Here is a 22,119-nt window from a genome sequence, read left to right as displayed (position 1 = left end):
GCAACGCCATGAAACACATCCGTTCCATCCTTACCTTGGGCTGCCTCGCGGCGCTGGCCGCATCCTCCGGCGCGCAAGGCCTGCGCCCCGGTGGCGGCGGCGGCATCACGGACATCATGCGTGCCGGCCCGCGCCTTGCGGCCCCGGTAGCACGCCCCGCGCCTTCGGCCGCGCCGGTGCAGCGCTCGGCTGAGTACATCGTCGCGCTGGTCAACTCCGAACCCATCACCAACACCGAGGTGCAGACGCGCGTCACGCGGCTGATCCGCGAAAACGCCGAGGCCGAGCGTGTTCCCCGCGCTGAGCTCACCCGCCTGGTGCTCGAGCGCCTGATCTCCGAGCGCGCCCAGCTCCAGCTGGCCAAGGAAAACGGCATCAAGGTGGACGACGTGGCCATCGACCAGGCCGAGCAGACCGTGGCGCGGCAGAACCAGGTCACGGTCGAAGAGCTGCGCCGCCGCGTGGTGGCCGAAGGCATCTCGCCACGTGAATTCCGCAACGACCTGCGCGACCAGCTGCTGCTCACGCGCCTGCGCGACCGCGAGGTCGAATCGAAGGTCAAGATCAGCGACTCCGAAGCCGACGAATACCTGCGCGACCAGCGAAATTCCCCCACCAAGGACGCGGCGCTGCAGAACATCAACCTCGCGCACCTGCTGGTCGCCGTGCCCGAGAACGCAACCCCCGCGCAGGTGGCCACCTTGCAGCAACGGGCTCAAAGCCTGGCGCAGCGCGCCCGTTCCGGCGAAGACTTTGCCAAGCTGGTGCAGGAAAACTCCGACTCGCCCGACCGCGCCAATGGCGGCGCAGTCGGCATGCGCACTGCAGACCGCTATCCCTCGCTGTTCGTCGAAGCGACGCAATCCACGGCGGTCAACGGCATTGCAGGGCCCATTCGCTCGGGCGCCGGTTTCCACGTGCTGAAGGTGCTGGCCAAGTCGCAGCTTGGCGCCACCGATGCCACCGTCACGCAGACGCAGGTGCGCCACATCCTGCTGCTCAACGATCCCAAGCGCACCACCGCCCAGGCCGTGGCGCAGCTGGCCGAATTCAAGCGCCGCGTGCAGGCCGGCACGGCCGATTTCGCCGGCCTTGCGCGCGACAACTCGCAAGACGCGAGCGCCAAGGAGGGCGGCGACCTGGGCTGGTCGCGTCCGGGCCAGTTCGTGCCCGAGTTCGAGGAAGCCATGGACCGGCTCGCGGCGGGCCAGATCAGCGACCCCGTGGTGTCGCGCTTCGGCGTCCACCTGATCCAGGTGGTCGGCCGGCGCGAATCCAAGCTCACCCAGGCTGAGCAGCGCGAAGCCGCGCGCGCCGTGCTGCGCGAGCAGCGGGTCGAAGAGGCCTTCACCACCTGGGTGCAGGAAGTGCGCGCGCGCGCCTACGTCGAATACCGCGAGCCGCCCCAGTCCTGATGGCCCATATCGCCAGGAAACGGTTCGGGCAGCACTTCCTGTCCGACGGGGGCATCATCGATGCGATCGTGCACGAGATCGCGCCGCAGCCTGGCGACGCCATGGTCGAGATCGGTCCCGGGCTGGCGGCGCTCACGCAGCCCCTGGTGGAGCGGCTTGGGCGCCTGACGGTCATCGAACTCGACCGCGACCTGGCCAAGCGGCTGCGCGATCATCCGCAGCTCGACGTCATCGAGTCCGACGTGCTCAAGGTCGACTTCGCCGAGCTCGCCGCCAAATTTCCGGCCCCGCTGCGGGTGGTCGGCAACCTGCCCTACAACATCTCCACGCCCATCCTGTTCCATCTGCTGGGTTTTGCGCACCTGATTGCCGACCAGCATTTCATGCTGCAGAAGGAAGTGATCGACCGCATGGTCGCCCGGCCCGCCACGTCCGACTACAGCCGCCTGAGCGTGATGCTGCAATGGCGCTACGAAATGGAAAACGTGCTGTTCGTGCCGCCCGAGAGCTTCGATCCCCCGCCGCGTGTCGACAGCGCGGTGGTCCGGATGGTGCCGCTGGCCCAGCCGCCGGCCGTCGATGCAGCCCGCCTCGGCGAAATCGTGCAGGTCGCCTTCAGCCAGCGCCGCAAGATCATGCGCCATACCCTGGGCAAGTGGCTCGACGAGCATGGCTTCACTGGCCAATTCGATGCCCAGCGCCGGGCCGAGGAAGTACCCGTGGCCGAATACGTCGCCCTGGCCCAGGCGGTTCCCCCCGAGCCCTAATAAAAAAGCCCGTCGAAACGGGCTTTTTTCTTGCGCCTGGGGCGAGAGCTTTACGCTGCCGCCAGCCAGTATCCCGCATTGAAGGGGCTGCTCATGCGCAATGCGAGCGGCGAAACGTCGACCAGTTTATCGGTCGGCATTTTTTCGCCTTCCGGCTCCGTGCCGGCTGCTGCGGTTGCGGTATTGCCGTTGATTTCGATGCCATCGAGTGCTGCGCCGTTCGGCTGAGCCTCGTTCGCCCGTTCTGCTTGGCTGGTGTGTGCAGAACGGGCTACAGAAAAGAATAGAAGCACCGGAACGGGACTTTCCGGTCCCCCCAGTAATCGGAGGCGTCGCGGAAGATGTCGAGCAGTTGCTCGCGCGCTTCCTTGTCGAACTTGGCGTTGGCCGGGATCTGCTCGAGCACGATGACAAAGCCGGGCTGCGGGCCCGATTTATGCAACGGGTCGGTCATGCAGTCGTACAGCGCGTCAAAATTCTTGCCGAAGTGCGCCGGAAAGGTGAACTGCTGGGCAATCAGGTCGAGAACGTCCTGCTTGGTCTGGGCGTTGCCCAGGTTGGCGTACAGGAAATGCTGGCCCGCGGCGTTCGCGGCTTCCTGCAGGTCGTTCACGCGGAACGCACGAATCGACTGCACGATGTTCGGGCGTACGGCACGAAGGGATAGTGTCATCTCCGCTGGTCTTTCCATAGTCATCATCATTTCTTCGGGGCGCTTCGGGGCGCCGCTCAAGTCGTTGTCATCGCTCATGGTGCAATCCGTCTGAAACTCGCGTAGTGGTCTGCCGTGTACCAGCAGGCCTCGGGTGTCGTGCGCTGTTCACCGCCGCAGACAATGCGCCGCGCCCCGCGATCGCGCGAGCCAGGCGTTGCCACCGTGTACTCGCGGTAATGACCGCGCCGCGCTGGCGGCAGGAGACGCTCGCGATTGCCAAATACCGTGCCGTCCTTTTCATATTGGAAGGGGCCGCCACTCAAAATGGCTTCGTAGGTTCGCCGGCCCTGTGCCGGCAGTTCGGACAGTGCAATCGAATCCTGGGCGGGCTTTCCGGTGCCAAACCAATCGCGGCGGGCCTCGGCCCCGGTCGCCAACGCCGCCAGCAAAAAGCCGGTGAGCGCAAACTTAGTGACTGAGGACGTGATCGAGGCGTAAGCCGCCATGGGGCACCACAAGAAAAGAGCGGGGTTCCGAATTGGCGATCAACCCTGGGGTTAACCCGCAAATTCAAGCCCGCGAGTGTGCACCACGCTGACGAAAATAGCAAGCGACTGCCCAAAGTTTGAGCAGTGCATGGGACGGAGAGTGGCACCTAAAGTGGGCGGCCACTCTCGAAAAATCGCTTATCGCTCAGCGTTTGCGTCAGCGACTGTCAAGGCTGTCATGTTCACGATGCGCCGAACAGTTGCGCTGGCCGTGAGAATATGCACAGGTTTGGCCGCGCCGAGCAGCACCGGGCCGATCGCGATATTTCCGCCTGCCGCAGTTTTAAGCAGGTTGTAGGAAATATTGGCTGCGTCGATGTTCGGGAATACCAGCAGATTGGCATTGCCCGCGAGCGCGCTGTGCGGCATGACGACCGCCCGCTGCTTGCTGTCGAGCGCCACGTCGCCGTGCATTTCGCCGTCCACCTCGAGCCAGGGCGCCTGAACGCGCAGCAGGTCCAGCGTCTTGCGCATCTTGATCGCGCTGGGCTCGTTGCTGGTGCCGAAGTTGGAGTGCGACAGCAGCGCGGCCTTGGGCTTCAGGCCGAAGCGCATCATTTCCTCGGCCGCCATGGTCGTGATTTCGGCCAGTTCCTCGGGCGAGGGGTCGTAGTTGACGTGCGTGTCGACCAGGAACACTTGGCGGTCGGGCAGCAAAAGGCCGTTCATGCAGGCGTACACCGGCACGTCCTGCGGGGTGCTCTCGCAGCCGCCGGGGCGCTTGCCGATCACCTGGTCGATGTAGTGCAGGTGGATCAGTGTGGTGCCCCAGGTGCCGCAGATCATGCCGTCGACCTCGTCCTTGTGCAGCAGCATGGCGCCGATCAGCGTCAGGCGGCGGCGCATCTCGATCTTGGCGGTCTGCACCGTCTGGCCCTTGCGCTCCGTCATGCGGTGGTAGGTCTGCCAGAAATCGCGGTAGCGGTGGTCCTGCTCGACGTTGACGATGTCGTAGTCGAGCTCTTCCTTCAGCCGCAGGCCGAATTTCTCGATGCGCTGCGCGATGATGGCCGGGCGGCCGATCAGCGTCGGGCGGGCAATGCCTTCGTCGACCACGATCTGGGCGGCGCGCAGCACGCGTTCTTCTTCGCCCTCGCAATACGCCACGCGCTTCTTCTGCGCCCGCTTGGCGGCGTCGAAGATCGGCTTCATCGTGGTGCCCGAGGCGTAGACGAAGCTCTGCAGGCGGTCGCGGTAGGCGTCCATGTCCTTGATGGGGCGCGAGGCCACGCCGCTTTCCTCGGCGGCCTTGGCCACCGCGGGCGCGATCTTCATCATCAAACGCGGATCGAAGGGCTTCGGAATCAGGTATTCGGGGCCGAAAGACAGCTTTTCGCCGACGTAGGCGGCAGCAACGCGCTCGCTCTGCTCGGCCTGGGCAAGATCGGCAATCGCGCGCACCGCGGCAATTTCCATCTCGTCGGTGATCGTGGTGGCTCCCGAATCGAGCGCGCCGCGGAAGATGTACGGGAAGCACAGGACGTTGTTGACCTGGTTCGGGTAGTCGGTGCGGCCCGTGGCCATGATCACGTCGGGGCGCACCGCGTGGGCGTCTTCGGGGGCGATTTCCGGGTTCGGATTGGCCAGCGCGAAGATCACCGGGCGGGGCGCCATCTTGGCCACCATGGCGGGCTTGAGCACGCCGCCGGCCGACAGGCCCAGGAACACGTCGGCACCCTCGATCACCTCGGCCAGCGTGCGGGCCGTGGTTGGCTGCATGTACTGGCGCTTGTCGTCGTCCATGAGCTCTTCACGGCCTTCGTAGACCACCCCGGCCAGGTCGGTCACGAAGACGTTTTCGCGCTTCAGGCCCACCTTGAGCAGCAGGTTCAGGCAGGCCAGCGCCGCGGCGCCCGCGCCCGAGGTGACCAGCTTGACCTCGCCGATGTCCTTGCCCGCCACCTTGAGGCCATTGAGCATGGCGGCCGCCACGGTGATGGCCGTGCCGTGCTGGTCGTCGTGGAACACCGGGATCTTCATGCGCTTGCGCAGCTCGCGCTCGACGTAGAAGCAGTCGGGGGCCTTGATGTCCTCGAGGTTGATGGCGCCGAAGGTCGGCTCCAGCGCGGCGATCACCTCGACCAGCCTGGCCGGGTCCTTCTCGTCGATCTCGATGTCGAACACGTCGACGCCGGCGAACTTCTTGAACAGCACGCCCTTGCCCTCCATCACCGGCTTGGCGGCCAGCGGGCCGATGTCGCCCAGGCCGAGCACGGCGGTGCCGTTGGTGATCACCGCCACCAGGTTGCCCCGCGCCGTGTACTTGAAGGCGTTGGCCGGATCCTTGACGATTTCCTCGCAGGGCGCGGCCACGCCGGGCGAATAGGCCAGCGACAGGTCGCGCTGGTTGACCATCTGCTTGGTTGCGGCGATGGCAATCTTGCCCGGCACCGGAAACTCGTGGTACTCGAGGGCGGCGCGCCGCAGTTCGGCGCGCTTGTCTTCGGGCGTGGGGGTCGATGAGGTCGTCGAATCAGACATGGGCCGTTGCTCCTGGTGGCGCTTCTTCTGGGGGCGCCGATTGTAGACCTCGGCCAAGGGCGCCATAGGCCGCATGGCGGAGATCCGCCCCTGCCAAAAGCACGACGGCCCGTCAAGACGATGTGGCAATATGTACGTTCCGGAAAAAAATAGACGAGGAGCGGCCATGGCCCTGATGGATTTCATCAAGAAACAGTTCATCGACATCATCCAGTGGACCGAGACTGGCGACGGCACGCTGGCCTGGCGGTTCCCGATGGCCGAGATGGAAATCCAGAACGGCGCCTCGCTCACCGTGCGCGAGTCGCAGGTGGCGGTGTTCGTCAACGAAGGCCAGGTGGCCGACGTGTTCGGCCCCGGCATGTACAAGCTCACGACGCAGACGCTGCCCGTGCTCACGTACCTGAAGAACTGGGACAAGCTCTTCGAGTCTCCGTTCAAGAGCGACGTCTACTTCTTCAGCACCCGCCAGCAGGTCGACCAGAAGTGGGGCACGCCGCAGCCCATCACCATCCGCGACAAGGACTTTGGCGCGGTTCGCCTGCGCGCCTTCGGCAACTACAGCTTCCGCATCGGCGATGCCAAGCGCTTCCACACCGAAATTTCCGGCACGCGCGACATCTACAGCGTGGCCGATCTCGACGGCCAGCTGCGCGGCCTGGTGCTGCAGAACATCAGCAACGCCATCGCTTCCAGCGGCGTGCCCTTCCTCGACCTTGCGGCCAATCAGATCCAGTTTGCGCAGGCGCTTGCGGCGCAGCTGGTGCCCGAGTTCGAGAAGATCGGCATCAAGCTCGAGAACATCACGGTCCAGAATGTCTCGCTGCCCGAAGAGCTGCAGAAGATCCTCGACCAGAAGATCGGCATGGGCATGGTCGGCAACGACATGGGCAAGTTCATGCAGTACCAGACAGCGCAGGCCATTCCCAAGTTCGCCGAAGGCGCGGGCGGCGGCAGCGGCATTGCCGGCGATGCCATGGGCCTGGGCGCCGGCGTGGCGCTCGGCCAGGTGCTGGCGCAGAACCTCGCGCAGGGCCTGAGCCCGAGCGCAGCGGCCCAGGCCGCGGCGACCCAGCAGCAGCCGGCCGTGGCGGTGGTGAGCCCGGCCGACGTGATGACCACGCTCGAGAAGCTCGGCGAGCTCAAGACCAAGGGCATCCTCACGCAGGAAGAGTTCGACGCCAAGAAGGCGGAGCTGCTCAAGAAGCTGGTCTAAGCACCGGCGATGGCTGAGCAACCAGGCGCCGAGCGCGCCTATCGCGCGCCCTGCCCTGGCTGCGGCGCGCCGGTCGAATTCAGGTCCGCACAATCGGCCTTTGCCGTTTGCCCGTATTGCCAGAGCACCGTCGTCCGCCAGGGCGAGACGCTCGCGCGCATCGGCAAGATGGCCGAGCTGTTCGACGACTTCAGCCCGCTGCAGCTGTTTGCCGCCGGCCGCATCCAGAACCAGCCGTTCACCATCGTCGGCCGGCTGCAATACAGCAACCCGGGCGGGCGCTGGACCGAATGGATCGCCGCGCTCGACGGCGACCGCACCGGCATCCTCAGCGAGGACAACGGCGCCTATGTCTTCGCGCTGCCATTCGAGCTGCAGCGCGCCGCGCCACCGCCGGCCGAGCTGCGCGTGGGCGCCACCACCGCGTTCAACGGCCAGAGCTACACCGTTTCGTCGAACGAACAGGTGGCGCTGCTTTCCGCCCAGGGCGAACTGCCGCACCTGCCCGAGCTGGGCCGCGCCTTTCCCATGGTCGAGCTGCGCAGCGACAAGGGCCTGGTGCTCAGCATCGACTACGGCACGGAGCCGCCGAGCGCGTACCTGGGCCGTTCCGTGCAGCTGGAAGATCTGCAGCTCACGGGCCTGCGCGACGAATCCGCCAAGGACGAAAAAGGCCGCGCCTTCAACTGCCCCCATTGCGGCGCGCCCATCACGGTCAACCTGGCCGACAGCAAGAGCATCACCTGCGGCTCGTGCAACAGCATCATCGACCTGTCGCAAGGCATTGGCGGCGAGCTGAAGCACGCGGAGCAGAACGAACCCGTTCGCCCGCTCATCGCCATCGGCAGCATGGGCCAGCTGCAGGGCGCGCAATGGCAGGTGGTGGGCTTTCAGCACCGCATGGGCGCAGAGCCCGGCGACGACGAGCACTTCGGCTGGAACGAGTACCTGCTGTACAACAAGAAGCGCGGCTTCAGCTTCCTGGTCGATGCCGAAGACGGCTGGAGCATGGTCAAGCCGACCACCGGCGCGCCGGTGATGGCGGAGAACGGCAGCAGCGCCACTTATCTCGGCAAGCGCTACACCCAGCAGTACGCCTACAACGCCGAGACCACCTACGTGGCGGGCGAGTTCTACTGGCAGGTGGAGCGCGGGCAGAAAACCTTCAACCGCGACTTCGCCAACGGCAATGCGCTGCTCTCGATGGAGCGCTCGGCCAACGAGCTGACCTGGTCCTCGGGCGGCAAGCTCGACAGCGGCGTGGTGTCCGCGGCGTTCAAGCTCGACGACAAGAAAGACATGTTCGTGCGCGGCGATGCATCGCCGGTCAGTGCCGCCTCGGGCCTGGGTTGCGGCACCATCATCTTCATCGTGGTCATCATCATCGTGCTGCTGGTCATCCTGAGCACCTGCAGCAGCTCGTCCAGTGGATCGCGCAGCTCGGGCGGATCGTACGGCGGCTACTCGAGCGGCGGCGGCCACAAATGAAAAACAGGCGGCTTCGCATTGATGTCATCTAATACTGCTACTACGACTGGAGGTCCCCATGGGATTTGAATGGCTGAAACCGGGCGTGGTCCTCGGATCGCTCGTGTATGCGCTGCTTGGCGTGCTGATCTTCTGGCTCTGCTTCCTCATCATCGACAAGCTCACGCCCTATGACCTGTGGGGCGAGATCGTCGAGAAGCAGAACGTGGCGCTCGGGCTGGTCGTGGCCGCCATGAGCCTGGGCATCTGCGTCATCGTCGCAGCCGCGATCCATTGAGCGGGGAGGCGGCCGTGTCCGCGCATTCCGCCGATGCGCGCGGGCCGCAGCCCGTCGAGATCGCGCTGCTCGCCAGTGTGTTCGTGGTGGCCGCCTGCGGCCTGGTCTACGAGCTGACCGCGGCCGCGCTGAGCTCCTACCTGCTCGGCGATTCGGTGCTGCAGTTCAGCACCATCATCGGCACCTACCTGTTCGCCATGGGCGTGGGCTCCTGGCTCTCGCGCTACTTCGAGCGCCAGCTTCCGGCGCACTTCCTGCGCATCGAGCTGCTCGTGGCGCTCGTCGGCGGTGCCCTGCCGGCCATTCTCTTTCTCGCGAATGCCTACGTGCCCGGCGCGTTCCGGCTGCTGCTCTACGGGCTCGTGCTGGTGGTCGGCACGCTGGTGGGGCTCGAGATTCCGCTGGTGATGCGCATCCTCAAGCGCAACATCCAGCTCAAGAACCTGGTGTCGCAGGTCCTCACCTTCGACTATCTTGGCGCGCTTGCGGTGTCGGTGGCCTTTCCGCTCATTCTTGTGCCGCAACTCGGCATGATCCGCACCGGGCTCTTGTTCGGCTTCATGAACGCGGCCGTGGCGGTGTGGGCGCTGTGGCTGTTTCGGCATGAGCTGCGCCGCATCGGCGCCCACGCGTTCGCATGCTTTCTTGCGCTGGCCGCGCTGCTTGGTGCTTTTGTGTGGGCCGATCACATCACCACGCTGGCCGAAGACAAGTTCTACCAGGACCGCATCGTCTTCAGCGCCACCTCGCCCTACCAGCGCATCGTGGTCACGCGCGGGCAGCTCGGCCATCGCCTCTTTCTGAACGGCAACCTGCAGTTCGCCGAGCGCGACGAATACCGCTACCACGAGGCGCTGGTTCATCCGGTCATGGCCGCGCAGGGCGCGCCGAAGAAAGTGGCGGTGCTCGGCGGCGGCGACGGCATGGCCGTGCGCGAGATTCTCAAGTACCCGTCGGTCGAGTCGATCACGCTGGTGGAGCTCGATCCGAACATGACGAAGCTCTTCACCGAACACGAAACGCTGGCCGCGCTCAACGGGCATTCGCTGTCTTCGCCGAAGGTGAAAGTTGTCAATACAGATGCCTTCCAGTGGCTGCAGCAACCAGGAGATATGTTCGACGTCATCGTGGTGGACTTCCCCGATCCCACCAATTTCGCGATCGGCAAGCTCTACACCAACAGCTTCTATTCGCTGCTCGAAAAGCGCCTTTCTGCAAGCGGCTACGCGGCGATCCAGACCACCTCGCCGCTGGTGGCGCGCAAGAGCTACTGGACCGTGGCGACCACCATCGAATCGGTCGGCCTGAGGGTCACGCCGTACCACGCGCATGTGCCGAGCTTCGGCGAATGGGGCTACATCATCGCGAGCCGCAGGCCCTATCGCATGCCCGATGCGCTGCCCTCGGGCCTGCGTTTCCTCGCGCCGTCGACGTTGCCGCTGATGTTCGACTTTCCGCTCGACATGGCGCGCGTGCCGGCGGAAGTGAACCGCCTCTCGAACCAGACCCTCGTCACCACTTATGAGCAGGAGTGGGGCAAAGTGGTTGCGCACTAGCGTCGCCATGCAAAGGCGCAATTTCCTCGGCGTAGCGGGTGCGGCGGGCGCTCTTGCGCTCGCCGGCTGCGAGGCTTCGCTGCCCCCCATCGAAGGCGGCTTTACCGGCATCGACGTGGCACGCGGCCATGCGATGCGCGATGGCGCGCTCAAGAGCCAGGTGCCCGTAGCCTTGAAGCGCACGCGCGTGGTGATCGCCGGAGGCGGCGTAGCCGGTCTTGCCGCTGCGCGCGCACTGCGCCTTTCGGGCATCGAGGATTTCGCCCTGCTCGAACTCGAAGACACGCCCGGCGGCAACGCGCGCGGCGGTATCGTCAACGGCATTGCCTGTCCGCTCGGGGCGCACTACCTGCCCGTGCCCAACGACGACGCGCGCGAAGTGCAAGACCTGCTGGAGGAACTCGGCCTGCGCCGCCGCGTGGCGGGCCGCTGGGAATACGACGAGCGCAACCTTTGCCACAGCCCGCAGGAGCGCCTGTTCTTTCGCGGCGAGTGGCAGGACGGCCTCCTGCCCGTGCACGACGTCGGCGAAAGCACCCATGCGCAGTACCGCAAGTTCGCGCAGCGGATCGACGCGCTGCAGCATGCGGCGCACTTCGCCATTCCCACGCTCAAGGTAGCCGCGACGCCCGAGTTGCTCGTGCTCGACGCCCTTCCGTTCGAGCGCTGGCTCGACAGCGAAGGCTTCAGCGATCCGCAGCTGCGCTGGTACCTCGACTACTGCTGCCGCGATGACTACGGCGCTGGCATCGAGCAAGTTTCGGCCTGGGCCGGCATCCACTACTTCGCAAGCCGGCACGGATTTCACGCCCCGGGTTCATCGGGCAGCGGCGCCGATTCGAACCCCGAGCGCGATGGTGTGCTCACCTGGCCCGAAGGCAACGGCTGGCTCACGAAGCGCATGGCCGAGCCGCTCGGCGACCGGCTGCACACGGGGCAAGTCGTCACGCGCATTGCCGATCTGCGCGCCGGTGTCGAGGTCGACGCGTGGGACGCCGAAACGAAATCGCTGGTGCGCTGGAAAGCAGAGCGTTGCATCGTCGCGCTGCCGGTGTTCATCGCAGCGCGCGTGGTCGAGAACGCGCCGGAGGTTTTGAAAAACGCCGCCGCGCACCTGCGCTATGCGCCCTGGCTGGTCGCCAACGTGCACCTGAGCGGACCGTTCGCCGACCGCCCCGGCGCAGCATCGAGCTGGGACAACGTCGTGTATGGCACACGCGGACTGGGGTACGTCGATGCGCGCCACCAGGCGCTCGACCCCACGCCACGCGGCACCGTCATCAGCTGGTACCGCCCGCTCGGCCCGAGCCGCTACGACGCCGCTGACGGCCGCCGCCTGCTGCAGGACCGCCCCTGGACCGGATGGCGCGACGACCTGCTCGCCGAGCTCTCGGTGCCGCACCCCGACCTGCCGGCGCTGGCCACGCGCATCGAGATCACCCGCTATGGCCACGCCATGGCCATTCCCGCGCCGGGCCTGCTGGCGCGGATCGGCGCCGCGCCCGACCCGGCGCACCGCGGCCGCGTTGCCGCCGGCCGTCTCTCGTTCGCACATGCGGACTGGTCCGGCTATTCGATCTTCGAAGAAGCCTTCACGCGCGGCCACGTCGCGGGCATGGGCGTCTCATGAAAATCCTGGTGCTCGGCGGCTACGGCAACTTCGGCGCGCGCATCTGCCGCGCGTTGGCACGGGATGCCGGCATCGAACTGATGATCGGCGGCCGCGATCTGCAGCGCGCCACCGTTTTCGCGCAGTCGCTGGGCGGTGCGGCGCGCGGCGTGCGCATCGACGTCCAGGCCGGCGACCTTGTCGAAAACCTGCGCGGCCTCGGCGTCGAACTCGTCATCCACACCGCGGGCCCTTTCCAGAACCAGGACTATCGCGTGCCGCATGCTGTGGCGGCAGCCGGCGCGCATTACATCGACCTGGCCGACGGGCGGCGCTTCGTCTGCGACTTTCCCGCTGCGCTCGACGCGGCCTTTCGCAGCGCGGGCCGCACGGCCGTTGCCGGCGCCAGCACCGTGCCGGCACTGTCGTCGGCGGTGGTCGACCATCTCACCGCAGGATGGCGCGGCGTCCGAAGCATCGACACCTGCATTGCGCCGGCCCAAGGCGCGCCGCGCGGCGAAGCCACGCTTGCGGGCGTGCTGGCCTACTGCGGCGAGCCGATCCGGGTCTGGCGCGACGGAGGATGGACCGACCAACCAGGATGGGCCAACCCCACCGCAGTGCGGTTCGCGCGCATGAAACCGCGCCGCGGTGCGCTGTGCGACATCCCCGATCTCGAGCTTTTTCCGGCGCGCTATGCCGGCGTGCAATTCGTCATGTTTCGTGCGGCGCTCGAGGTTGGCCTGGCGCAGCATGCGTTTGCCTTCATGGCATTCATGCGCCGCATCGGCCTGCTGCCGTCGCCCGCAAGGCTTGCGCCGCTGCTGCATTCGGCGGGCCGCGTGTTCGATGCCTTCGGCACGGCGCTGGGCGGCATGGTGGTGCGCGTCGAAGGCATCGATGCGCGCGGCATGGAAGCGCGCCGCGCCTGGCACATTGCCGCCGACGACAACCACGGCCCCGAGATTCCCTGCATGGCCGCCATCCTGCTGGCCCGCCGTCTCGCACGAGGCGATGCGTTGCCCATCGGCGCGCACGCCTGCGCCGGCTTGCCCACGCTTGCGGAGTTCGAGCCCGAGTTCGCGCGCTGGGGCATGGTGACCGATGTGATCGACGAGGCATCGGCCATTTCATGACGCCTGCGGCCATGGTCGTCGTGTTCTGGCTGATGGTGAATAAGCCGCAACTTTCATTCTGAGATGAGAACTTTGTTTGAAGCAGGTTGTTCAGGGCGCGCTCCCGCCGACGGGGTACCTTGCTCCGCGAATGTCCCCCGGCCTGCGGCCTCCTCCTTTATTTCGCTGCGCAAGGCACCCCATCGACGGGATCGTTGGGCAGAGCGGTTGTTGATCGAGCGGAACAACGACAGCGCCCGGTGTGCCCAGGGCGCCGGGTGCTCCCCGCAGCGAAATAAAGGAGGAGCCGAAGGCGGGGGACATTCGCGGAGGGGAGTACCCGGTGGCCTGCGCACGCGCCCTGAACAACAGCGCCCTGAACAACAGCAACCCAACGCACAACGCACCATCCATCACTGAAGTGGCCCCAGCGCGGGCCTGTGCGGTTTTCACGCAGACTTCACACACAGCGCCGTCTCTTCACAGATCGCCGGCAGACTGCCAGGCGCCAACAAAAACATCGGGGGAGCTTCCATGCTTCAGGTTGCGAATCGAAAACTCGCGTCGCTCAGCGACGTGCTCTTCACCGGGCTGGGCCGCGCGCTCGGCTTTCTGCGTCCGCTCACGCGCGGACTCATCGGTTCCTGGCGACCTCCGGGCTGGCTGCGCATCGTGGGTGCGTTTCTTCTCTTCGGACTGCAGTGGCTGCAGCAACGGCTGGCCTGGCTGGTGGTGCTTGCACTGCTCGTGCTGGCCGGCTGGATGGCAAGCCCGCACGTCCTGAAATGGTGGCACGGCCTCACGCCCGACCGCGTCGAACCCGTGGTCGCCACCGCGCAGATCGTGCCGCCGCCGCGCACGCAGATCGAGAACGACAAGGGACCGAACCCGCTCGTTATCAACTTCTCGGCCTCGGTCGCGCCGATTGCGCGCATCGGCCAGGAGGCGACCGGTATCACCATCGAGCCCGCCATTGCCGGGCGCTGGACGTGGAGCAGCCAGAAGAAACTGGAGTTCCTGCCGGCGCAGGACTGGCCGGTGGGCCAGCCGTACAAGGTGCAGCTTGCGAACAGCGCGCTGGCGCCGCACATCGAGATGGCACTGCGCAAGTACGAGTTCACCTCGCCCGAGTTCAGCGCGCGCATCGCGGGCGCCGAGTTCTATCAGGACCCCGTGCAGGCGAACGTGCGCCGCGCCCTCTTCCGCGTGAGTTTCTCGCATCCCGTGAACACGGCCGAGTTCGAGAAGCGACTGGTGCTCACCTATGACCAGGCCTGCGGCACCTCGTTCTTCGGCGTGGGCAAATGCACCGGCGAGAAGTTCACGGTCAGCTACGACAAGCTGCGCCTCGCTGCTACCCTGCAGTCCGAGCCGCTGCCCATCCCCGAGAAGACGCGTCCCGTGGTGCTCAGCCTTGCGGCCGGCGCGGTCGCACAGAAGGGCGGCCCCGGCCAGCGCAACGACGTCTCGCGCGCCGTCGACATCCCCGGACTCTTCAGCCTCGACATTGCAAGCGTCGAGCCCACCATCGTCACCGGCGAGAGCGGCGAACCCGAGCATGTGATGCACATCACCGCGTCGATGCCGGTGCACGAGCGCGAGATGGCACGCGTGGTGCAGGCCTGGCTGCTGCCCGCCACGGAAGAAGCCAAGGGCGACCCGGACGAGAAGTTCGACTGGTCCGCCGAGCCCTCGAAGATCACCGATGCCGTGCTGCGCCGCGCGAAGAAGCTCGCCTTGCAGCCCATCGCGAGTGAACGCGAAGTGACCGAGATGGTCAGCTTCCGCATGCCACAGGCCGAAGGCGGCCGCTACCTGCTGGTGCGCGTGGCCAAGGGCCTCAAGACGCCGGGCGGCTACCAGCTCGGCGCCGCGCGGCAGGAGATTCAACTGCTCAAGACCTTCGCGCCCGAGCTCACCATCATGAGCCAGGGCTCGCTGCTCGCGCTGTCGGGCGAGCGCAAACTGCCGATCCTGGTGCGCGACCTGCCGGGCATCCGCCTGGAAATCGGCCGCCTGCTGCCGCAGCAGCTGCAGCACCTGGTCACCCAGACCAACGGCGATTTCGCGCATCCGCAATTCAACGGCGGCCTGCAGTCGGACAACCTCGTCGACCGTTTCCAGAAGGAGATTCCGCTCAGCATTCCCGCCGGCAAGGCGCACTACGAAACCGTCGACTTCGCCGAGTACCTGCGCAGCGACGTGGCGGATCGCCGCGGCGTGTTCCTGCTCAAGGTGCAGGGCTACGACCCGAAGGCCAAGAAGAAGGCCGAAGGCGACGCCGCGCAGGCGCAGCCGGAAGAAGAGCAACAGGAACAGTCGTCCGAGGGCGAGAGCGACCCCGAAAGCGGCAACCCCGAAGACCAGAAGGACCAGCGCCTGGTGCTCGTCACCGACCTGGGCATCGTCGTCAAGAAGTCGCTCGACGGCACGCGGGACGTGTTCGTGCAGAGCATTGCCAATGGCCAGCCCGTGGCCGGTGCGCTGGTCGAGGTGTGGGGCCGCAACGGCATGATCATCGCGTCGCAGGCGACCGGCGCCACCGGCACCGCCAAGCTGCCCAACCTCGCCGGCTACCAGCGCGAGAAGGCACCCGTGGTACTGGTGGTGCGCAAGGACGGCGACCTGAGCTTCCTGCCCTTCAACCGCAGCGACCGCACGCTCGACATCTCGCGCTTCGACGTCGGCGGCCTGCGCGCGGCCGGCGTGCCCAACCAGATGACGGCCTATGTGTTCAGCGACCGCGGCATCTACCGCCCGGGCGACACCATGCACATCGCCATGATGGTCAAGGCCGGCAACTGGGGCACGTCGCTGCGCGATCTGCCGCTCGAAGCCGAGATCATCGACGCGCGCGGCCTCAGCGTGCGGCGCGAAAAGCTCAAGCTCGGCCCCGGCGGCGCGGCGGAAATCGCCCACGCCACGCAGGACACGTCGCCCACCGGCAACTACACCGTCAACCTCTACCTGCCGCGCGAGTCCTCGCCCGGCAACCCCGAGGTGCAGGGCCTGCTCATCGGCAGCACCACGGTGAAGGTGCAGGAGTTTCTGCCCGACCGCACCAAGGTCGTCGCCAAGCTCAGCAGCGAGCTCGCCGAGGGCTGGGTCAAGCCCAAGGACCTGAAGGCGCTGATCGATGTGCAGAACCTCTTCGGCACGCCCGCGCCCGATCGCAAGGTCGAGGGCACGCTCACGCTGAGCCCGGCCTTCCCGGTGTTCCGTGCGTTCGCCGACTACGCCTTCTTCGATCCGCAGCGCGCCACCGAGAAGCAGGTCGACGACCTGGGCAGCGTGCAGACCAGCACCGAGGGCAAGGCCGAGTTCGACCTGCGTCTCTCGCGCTTCGATGCCGCCACCTACCAGGTGCACGTGCTTGCCAAGGCCTTCGAACCCGAGGGCGGGCGCAGCGTCTCGGCCGAGGCGCAGACGCTGGTGAGCGACATGCCCTACCTCGTGGGCGTGAAGGTCGACGGCGACACCAGCTACGTGAGCAAGGGCGCCGCGCGCAATGCCACCGTGATCGCGATCGACCCGCAGGCGAAGAAGACCGCCGTGGCCGACCTGAAGATCGAGCGCGTCGAGCGCAAGGTGCTGTCGGTGCTCGTCAAGCAGGACAGCGGGCTCTACCGTTACGAGTCGCGCAGGAAGGAAATCGTGCTCGACGAGAAGCCGCTGGCGATCGTTGCGGCCGGCAACACCGTTGTGCTGAACACCTCCACGCCCGGCAACTTCGCGTACGTGGTGCGCAACGCCGGCGGCCTGGAACTCAACCGCGTGGAGTACAGCGTGGCGGGCAACGCGAACGTCTCGCGCTCGCTCGACCGCAATGCCGAACTGCAACTCACGCTCGACCGCAAGGACTACGAGCCGGGCCAGGAGATCGAGGTCAGCATCCGCGCGCCCTACGTGGGCGCCGGGCTGATCACGATCGAGCGCGACAAGGTCTACGCCCACGCGTGGTTCAAGACCGACAAGACCGCTTCGGTGCAGAAGATCACGCTGCCCAAGGAGTTCGAAGGCACCGGCTATGTCAACGTGCACTTCGTGCGCGATCCAGCCTCCGACGAGGTCTACATGAGCCCGCTGTCGTACGGCGTCGCGCCCTTCGCCACCAGCCTGGCCAAGCGCACCGCCAACCTGCAGCTCACCAGCAGCGAGCTCGTCAAACCCGGCCAGACCGTGAAGATGAAGCTCACCAGCGACAAGCCCACGCGCGCCGTGCTGTTCGCGGTGGACGAAGGCATCCTGCAGGTGGCGCGCTACAAGACGCCCGACCCGCTCAAGCACTTCTTCCAGAAGCGCGCGCTCGAGGTTGGCACGCTGCAGACGCTCGACCTGATCCTGCCCGAGTTCAAGAAACTCATGCAGGGCGCAGCACCCGGCGGTGACGGCGAAGGCGAGCTCGGCAAGCACCTGAACCCGTTCAAGCGCAAGCGCGACAAGCCGGTGGCCTACTGGTCGGGGCTGGTCGACGTGAACGGCAGCCGCGAGTTCAGCTACACCGTGCCCGAAAGCTTCAACGGCAGCCTGCGCGTGATGGCCGTCGCGGTGAACGACGAGACCACCGCCGCCAAGAGCACCCGCACCGTGGTGCGCGGCGACATGGTGATCCTGCCGAACGCACCGCTCGCCATGGCGCCCGGCGACACGGTCGAAGTGGGCGTGGGCCTCGCCAACAACATCGCGGGTTCGGGCAAGGAGGCGCCCATCGCGCTCACGCTCACCGCATCGGGCGGGCTCGAGGTGGTGGGCGACGCCACGCAGACGCTCAAGGTCAATGAACGCGGCGAATCCAGCACCAAGTTCAACGTGCGTGCCAAGCCGGGCGAGCAGGCGGTGCTGGGGTCATCGGCGCTGGTGTTCACCTCCACGCACAAGACCTTCAACGCGCGTCTCTCGACCGAGGTGAGCGTGCGGCCTGCATCGCCGTTCGTCACGCTGGTGCAGGCCGGCAGCTTCCAGCGCGCGGGCGAGCTGTCGAGCAAGGCCGACCTGTATCCCAACTTCCGCAAGAGCGACGTGGCGGTGTCTGCCGCACCGTGGGCCTTTGCCACCGGCCTCATGCAGTACCTGGAAGCCTATCCGCACGGCTGCACCGAGCAGATCACGAGCCAGACCTTTCCGGCCGTGCTGCTGTCCGGCCGCCCCGAGCTGGTGAAGGAAATGGCTCGCGGCCGCACCGCCGAGCAGGGCCCGATGCCCGAGGCCCGCAAGACCTTCGAGCGCTACCTCGTGCAGCTGCGCGCGCGGCAGACGGCCGACGGCGGCTTCTCGCTGTGGCCTGGCGCCGGCACCGATGCCTTCGCCACGCTCTACGCGGTGCACCTGCTGGTCGAAGCCAAGGACCACAAGCTGCCCGTGCCGCAAGACCTGCTGCAGAAGGCCAACACCTACCTGCAGGGCTGGCTCGGCAGCGGCGACACCTCGCTCGACGGCTGGCGCCAGCGCACTCAGGCGGCCTACCTGCTGACGCGGCAGGGCATCATCGCGCCGGCCGCACTGGCCAACCTGCGCGAAGCCTGGCGTACCCAGCAGACGCGGCAGGCCCAAGGCTGGAGCGACGATCTCGGCGCCGTGTACCTGGCCGCGAGCTACCAGCTCGTGAAGCAGGAACAGGTGGCCAACGAGCTGCTCGGCCCGGTGTGGTCCGACCTGCTCGCGCGCACCGAGAAGAACACGCGCCGCAATGTCTGGGGCGCCTACTACGACCCGCTGGTGCACGACAGCATGACGCTGCACCTGGTGGCGCGGCACTTCCCGAGCCGCCTCAAGACGCTCAAGCCCGCGGTGTGGGAGCGCATGGGCGCGATGGTGCGCGACGGCTGGTACAACAGCCTGTCGTCGGCCTCGATGCTGCTTGCCGTCGATGCCTATTTCGAAGCGGTGGCGCAGAACGCCGAGGGCAAGCTCACGGCGCAGACCGTCAACGCGCAAGGCCAGGCCGCGGCGCTCGCGCTGGGCGCGGTGAACCCGATCACGCGCGCGGCGGTGCCCGCCGGTACCGCAAAGCTCAAGCTGTCGAACGACAGCGACTTCAACCTCTACTACAGCTGGGCCGAACAGGGCTTTGAACGCAACGTGCCTGCCACGCCGGTGAACCAGGGCCTCGAGATCTTCCATGAAGTGCTCGATGCCAAGGGCAACCCGGTCACCAAGGCCAAGCTCGGCGAAGAGGTCACGGTGCGGGTGCGCGTGCGCAGCCTGGAGCGCGCGCAGCTGAACGACGTGGCGCTGGTCGACGTGCTGCCCGGCGGGCTCGAGCCGGTACTGCAGGCCGTGGGCGACGACGAGGAAGCCAATGCCGACGCGCCGATCTGGAAGAAGCGCCTGGGCGGCAGCGGTTCCTGGAAGGTGCAGTACGCCGACATCCGCGAAGACCGCGTGGTGTTCTATGGCGGTGTCGGCAAGGACCTGCTCGAAGTGACCTACAAGGCGCGCGCCACCAACGTGGGCGACTTCGTGGTGCCGGCGGCGTATGGCGAGGCAATGTACGACCGGCGCGTGTATTCGCGCTCGGCCGGGGCGCGCTTCCAGGTGGTGGCGAATTGACCATGGCATTCCCCGGTCTTGTCCCCTCTCCCTCCGGGAGAGGGCTAGGGTGAGGGCTCGGCGCCACCATGACCACGCTGCCCGATCCACCGCCGCTGCCCTCACCCCAACCCTCTCCCAGAGGGAGAGGGAGGAAGACCCTGGTCGCCTTCGTGGCTGTTGCCTTGCTGCTCGCCCTGCTGCGCTTCTGGCCCCACGCCCCCCTCAGCGAAACCGTCGGCAGCTCGCGCGCCGTGTACGCCCAAGGCGGCGAGCTCTTGCGCCTCACGCTCGCAAGCGATGAGCAGTACCGCCTCTGGGTGCCGCTCGACCGCATCTCGCCCACACTGATCGATGCGGTGCTGCTCTATGAAGACCGGCGCTTCTACGCACACCCCGGCGTCAACCCCGCCGCGCTGGTGCGCAGCGCCTGGCGCATTGCCAGCGGCGAGCGCAGGCAGGGCGGCTCGACGCTCACGATGCAGCTTGCACGGCGCATCTACGGCATCGACAGCCGCACGGCCATGGGCAAGGTCGCGCAGATCGGGGCGGCGCTGTGGCTGGAGGCGCGCTTCAGCAAGCGCGAGATCCTCGAGGCGTACCTCAACACCGCCCCCTACGGCGGCAACATCGAAGGCGTGCAGGCCGCAAGCCTCATCTACTTTCGGAAGGACGCCGCCAAGCTCAGCCTGCCCGAAGCTCTGACGCTCGCGGTGATCCCGCAGAACCCCGTCAAGCGCATTGCCGAGCGCGGCCGCAATGCCGAGCTGCAGTCGGCGCGCGAACGGCTGTGGGCGCTGTGGGCCGAGCGCGACCCGACCGCGAAGCAGCACGCGCCCGACGCGCAGCTCGCGCTCTCGGCGCAGTCGCGCGGCAGCCTGCCCTTTCTCGCACCGCACGCCACCGACATGCTGCTCGCGCAGGAGCGTGGGGTGCAGGAGATACGCACCACCATCGACCTGCGCATGCAGGCCACGCTCGAACGCGTGATGGGCCAGTACTTGCGCACGCATGCCGACGTGGGAATGACCAACGCGAGCGCGCTGCTGCTCGATGCCTCGACCATGCAGGTGCGCGCGCTGATCGGCTCGGCCGACTGGCACAACGACGCCATCGCGGGCCAGGTCAACGGCACGCAGGCCAAGCGCTCGCCGGGCTCCACGCTCAAGCCCTTCATCTATGCACTGGCGCTCGACCAGGGCTTGCTGCATCCCAAGACGATGCTGAAGGATGCGCCGACATCGTTCGGGCCCTACACGCCGGAGAACTTCGACCACCGCTTCGCCGGCCCGTTGTCCGCGCAGGAGGCGCTGATCCGCAGCCGCAACATCCCCGCGGTGGCGGTGGCCGCGAAGCTCTCGAAGCCGGGGCTCTACGACTTCATGCGGTTGGCGGGCGTGTCGAAGCTGCAGAGCGAATCGCACTACGGCCTGGCGCTGGTCCTGGGCGGCGGCGAGGTCACGCCCGAGGAGCTCGCGGGCCTCTATGCCACGCTGGCCAACGGCGGCGTCTCGCAGCCGCTGCGCTACACGCAACCCGCGCCCGACGAGCGGCCGACCCAGCCGCTGCGCCTGTTGAGCGAAGAGGCTTCGTTCATCACGCTCGACATGCTGCGCCACACGCCGCGGCCCGACACCACCCTGCCTGCTCGCCCGGCCATCGCATGGAAGACGGGCACCTCCTGGGGCTTCCGCGATGCATGGACCGCGGGCGTGTTCGGCCGCCATGTGCTCGTGGTGTGGGTCGGCAATTTCGACGGAACGAGCAACCCTGCGCTGGTGGGCGTCGACGCGGCCGCCCCCTTGTTCCTGCGCATGGTCGACGCATTGCGCGCCGAGCGGCTCGATCCCGGCGAGGTCGCAACGCGGCAGCCGGCGGACCTGCGCCAGGTCGAGGTCTGCACCGCGACGGGCGGCCTGCCGGATGCGCTGTGCCCGGTGCGCAGCACCACGTGGTTCATCGCCGGCAAGTCGCCGATCCAGGTCAGCAACCTGCATCGCGCGGTGTGGGTCGACGAAACGACCGGCAAGGTGGTGTGCGGCCCGCAGCCGAACGCGCGGCAGCAGGTGGTCGAGCAATGGGGCAGCGACATGCGCCGACTGTTCCGCCAGGCCGGGCTGCCGCGCGCGAGCCTGCCGGCCGATGGCTGCGAGAAAGGCAACGCGTCTTCGGAGACCGCGCCGCTCATCACCTCGCCATTGCGCGGCGTGCGGCACACGCTGCGGGTGAAGAAGCCCGAGCCGCTGGTGCTGCGCGCCGAAGCGGCGGCGGGCACGCAGACGATCTACTGGTTCGCGGACGATGCACTGATCGGCCGCGCCGCACCCGGCGAGGGCATCACCTGGATGCCCGACCTCGCGGAGACGGGCCGGCGCTACGTGCTGCGCGCGGTCGATGACCAGGGGCGCGCCGAATCGCGCGAGGTCACTGTCGACATCGCACCCTGACCCGGCTGCATGTCATG

The 22,119-nt window shown here is 67.0% G+C and carries 14 protein-coding genes; 10 read left to right on the top strand and 4 right to left on the bottom strand.

The features are described from left to right. Positions 1-8 precede the first annotated feature (8 nt). Together ACJ7Z0_RS15880 and rsmA are read left to right on the top strand one after the other, a co-directional pair. Entirely contained in the window at positions 9-1,415 is a 1,407-nt protein-coding gene (locus ACJ7Z0_RS15880; RefSeq protein WP_434790584.1) for a peptidylprolyl isomerase, read from the top strand. Then, a complete protein-coding gene (rsmA, locus tag ACJ7Z0_RS15875; protein WP_434790583.1) occupies positions 1,415-2,182 on the top strand; it encodes a 16S rRNA (adenine(1518)-N(6)/adenine(1519)-N(6))-dimethyltransferase RsmA in 768 nt (255 codons plus the stop codon). The genes ACJ7Z0_RS15880 and rsmA overlap by 1 nt, the downstream gene beginning before the upstream one ends. Before the next feature lie 50 nt (positions 2,183-2,232). Here the strand turns inward: rsmA and ACJ7Z0_RS15870 are convergent, their stop codons facing one another. From ACJ7Z0_RS15870 to ACJ7Z0_RS15855, 4 genes are all read right to left on the bottom strand, one after another. Beyond that, positions 2,233-2,475: a hypothetical protein gene (locus ACJ7Z0_RS15870; RefSeq protein WP_434790582.1), complete on the bottom strand. Its 243-nt coding sequence runs from the start codon at positions 2,473-2,475 to the stop codon at positions 2,233-2,235. Beyond that, positions 2,454-2,879 carry a barstar family protein gene (locus ACJ7Z0_RS15865; RefSeq protein WP_086012221.1) on the bottom strand — a complete coding sequence of 142 codons (426 nt, stop codon included), beginning with the start codon at positions 2,877-2,879 and terminating at the stop codon, positions 2,454-2,456. Before ACJ7Z0_RS15865 ends, ACJ7Z0_RS15870 begins: the two co-directional genes overlap by 22 nt. Positions 2,880-2,929: 50 nt before the next feature. Further along, on the bottom strand, positions 2,930-3,343 hold the full coding sequence (locus ACJ7Z0_RS15860; RefSeq protein WP_434790581.1) for a guanyl-specific ribonuclease: 414 nt from the start codon (positions 3,341-3,343) through the stop codon (positions 2,930-2,932). Between the two features lie 180 nt (positions 3,344-3,523). Next, positions 3,524-5,866, bottom strand: coding sequence for an NADP-dependent malic enzyme (locus tag ACJ7Z0_RS15855; RefSeq protein ID WP_434790580.1), 2,343 nt, complete (start codon positions 5,864-5,866; stop codon positions 3,524-3,526). Between the two features lie 166 nt (positions 5,867-6,032). Here ACJ7Z0_RS15855 and ACJ7Z0_RS15850 point away from each other — a divergent pair, with 166 nt between their 5' ends. From ACJ7Z0_RS15850 to pbpC, 8 genes are all read left to right on the top strand, one after another. Beyond that, positions 6,033-7,082, top strand: coding sequence for an SPFH domain-containing protein (locus ACJ7Z0_RS15850; RefSeq protein ID WP_431126273.1), 1,050 nt, complete (start codon positions 6,033-6,035; stop codon positions 7,080-7,082). Between the two features lie 9 nt (positions 7,083-7,091). Beyond that, positions 7,092-8,570, top strand: a complete 1,479-nt coding sequence (locus ACJ7Z0_RS15845) for a DUF4178 domain-containing protein (RefSeq protein WP_434790579.1) — start codon at positions 7,092-7,094, stop codon at positions 8,568-8,570. Between the two features lie 58 nt (positions 8,571-8,628). Beyond that, a complete protein-coding gene (locus tag ACJ7Z0_RS15840; protein WP_015868006.1) occupies positions 8,629-8,847 on the top strand; it encodes a DUF350 domain-containing protein in 219 nt (72 codons plus the stop codon). Positions 8,848-8,861: 14 nt separating this feature from the next. Then, positions 8,862-10,403, top strand: a complete 1,542-nt coding sequence (locus tag ACJ7Z0_RS15835; RefSeq protein WP_434790578.1) for a polyamine aminopropyltransferase — start codon at positions 8,862-8,864, stop codon at positions 10,401-10,403. Between the two features lie 7 nt (positions 10,404-10,410). Beyond that, the gene (locus tag ACJ7Z0_RS15830; protein ID WP_434790577.1) at positions 10,411-12,033 is read left to right on the top strand and encodes an NAD(P)/FAD-dependent oxidoreductase; all 1,623 of its coding nucleotides are present in this window, start codon (positions 10,411-10,413) and stop codon (positions 12,031-12,033) included. After that, positions 12,030-13,148 (top strand): saccharopine dehydrogenase family protein, encoded by a 1,119-nt coding sequence (locus ACJ7Z0_RS15825; protein WP_434790576.1) that lies wholly within the window; start codon positions 12,030-12,032, stop codon positions 13,146-13,148. The genes ACJ7Z0_RS15830 and ACJ7Z0_RS15825 overlap by 4 nt, the downstream gene beginning before the upstream one ends. A gap of 513 nt (positions 13,149-13,661) precedes the next feature. After that, positions 13,662-19,676 carry an alpha-2-macroglobulin family protein gene (locus ACJ7Z0_RS15820; RefSeq protein WP_434790575.1) on the top strand — a complete coding sequence of 2,005 codons (6,015 nt, stop codon included), beginning with the start codon at positions 13,662-13,664 and terminating at the stop codon, positions 19,674-19,676. A 68-nt stretch (positions 19,677-19,744) separates the two neighbouring features. Beyond that, on the top strand, positions 19,745-22,102 hold the full coding sequence (gene pbpC, locus ACJ7Z0_RS15815; RefSeq protein ID WP_434790574.1) for a penicillin-binding protein 1C: 2,358 nt from the start codon (positions 19,745-19,747) through the stop codon (positions 22,100-22,102). Positions 22,103-22,119 lie beyond the last annotated feature (17 nt).

Origin of the sequence: Variovorax palleresanus (assembly GCF_051144945.1) — a bacterium.
GTDB classification, from domain to species: domain Bacteria; phylum Pseudomonadota; class Gammaproteobacteria; order Burkholderiales; family Burkholderiaceae_C; genus Variovorax; species Variovorax paradoxus_S.
The sequence above is the reverse complement of the archived record's forward strand: the minus strand, read 5'-3'. Positions and strand labels throughout refer to the sequence as shown.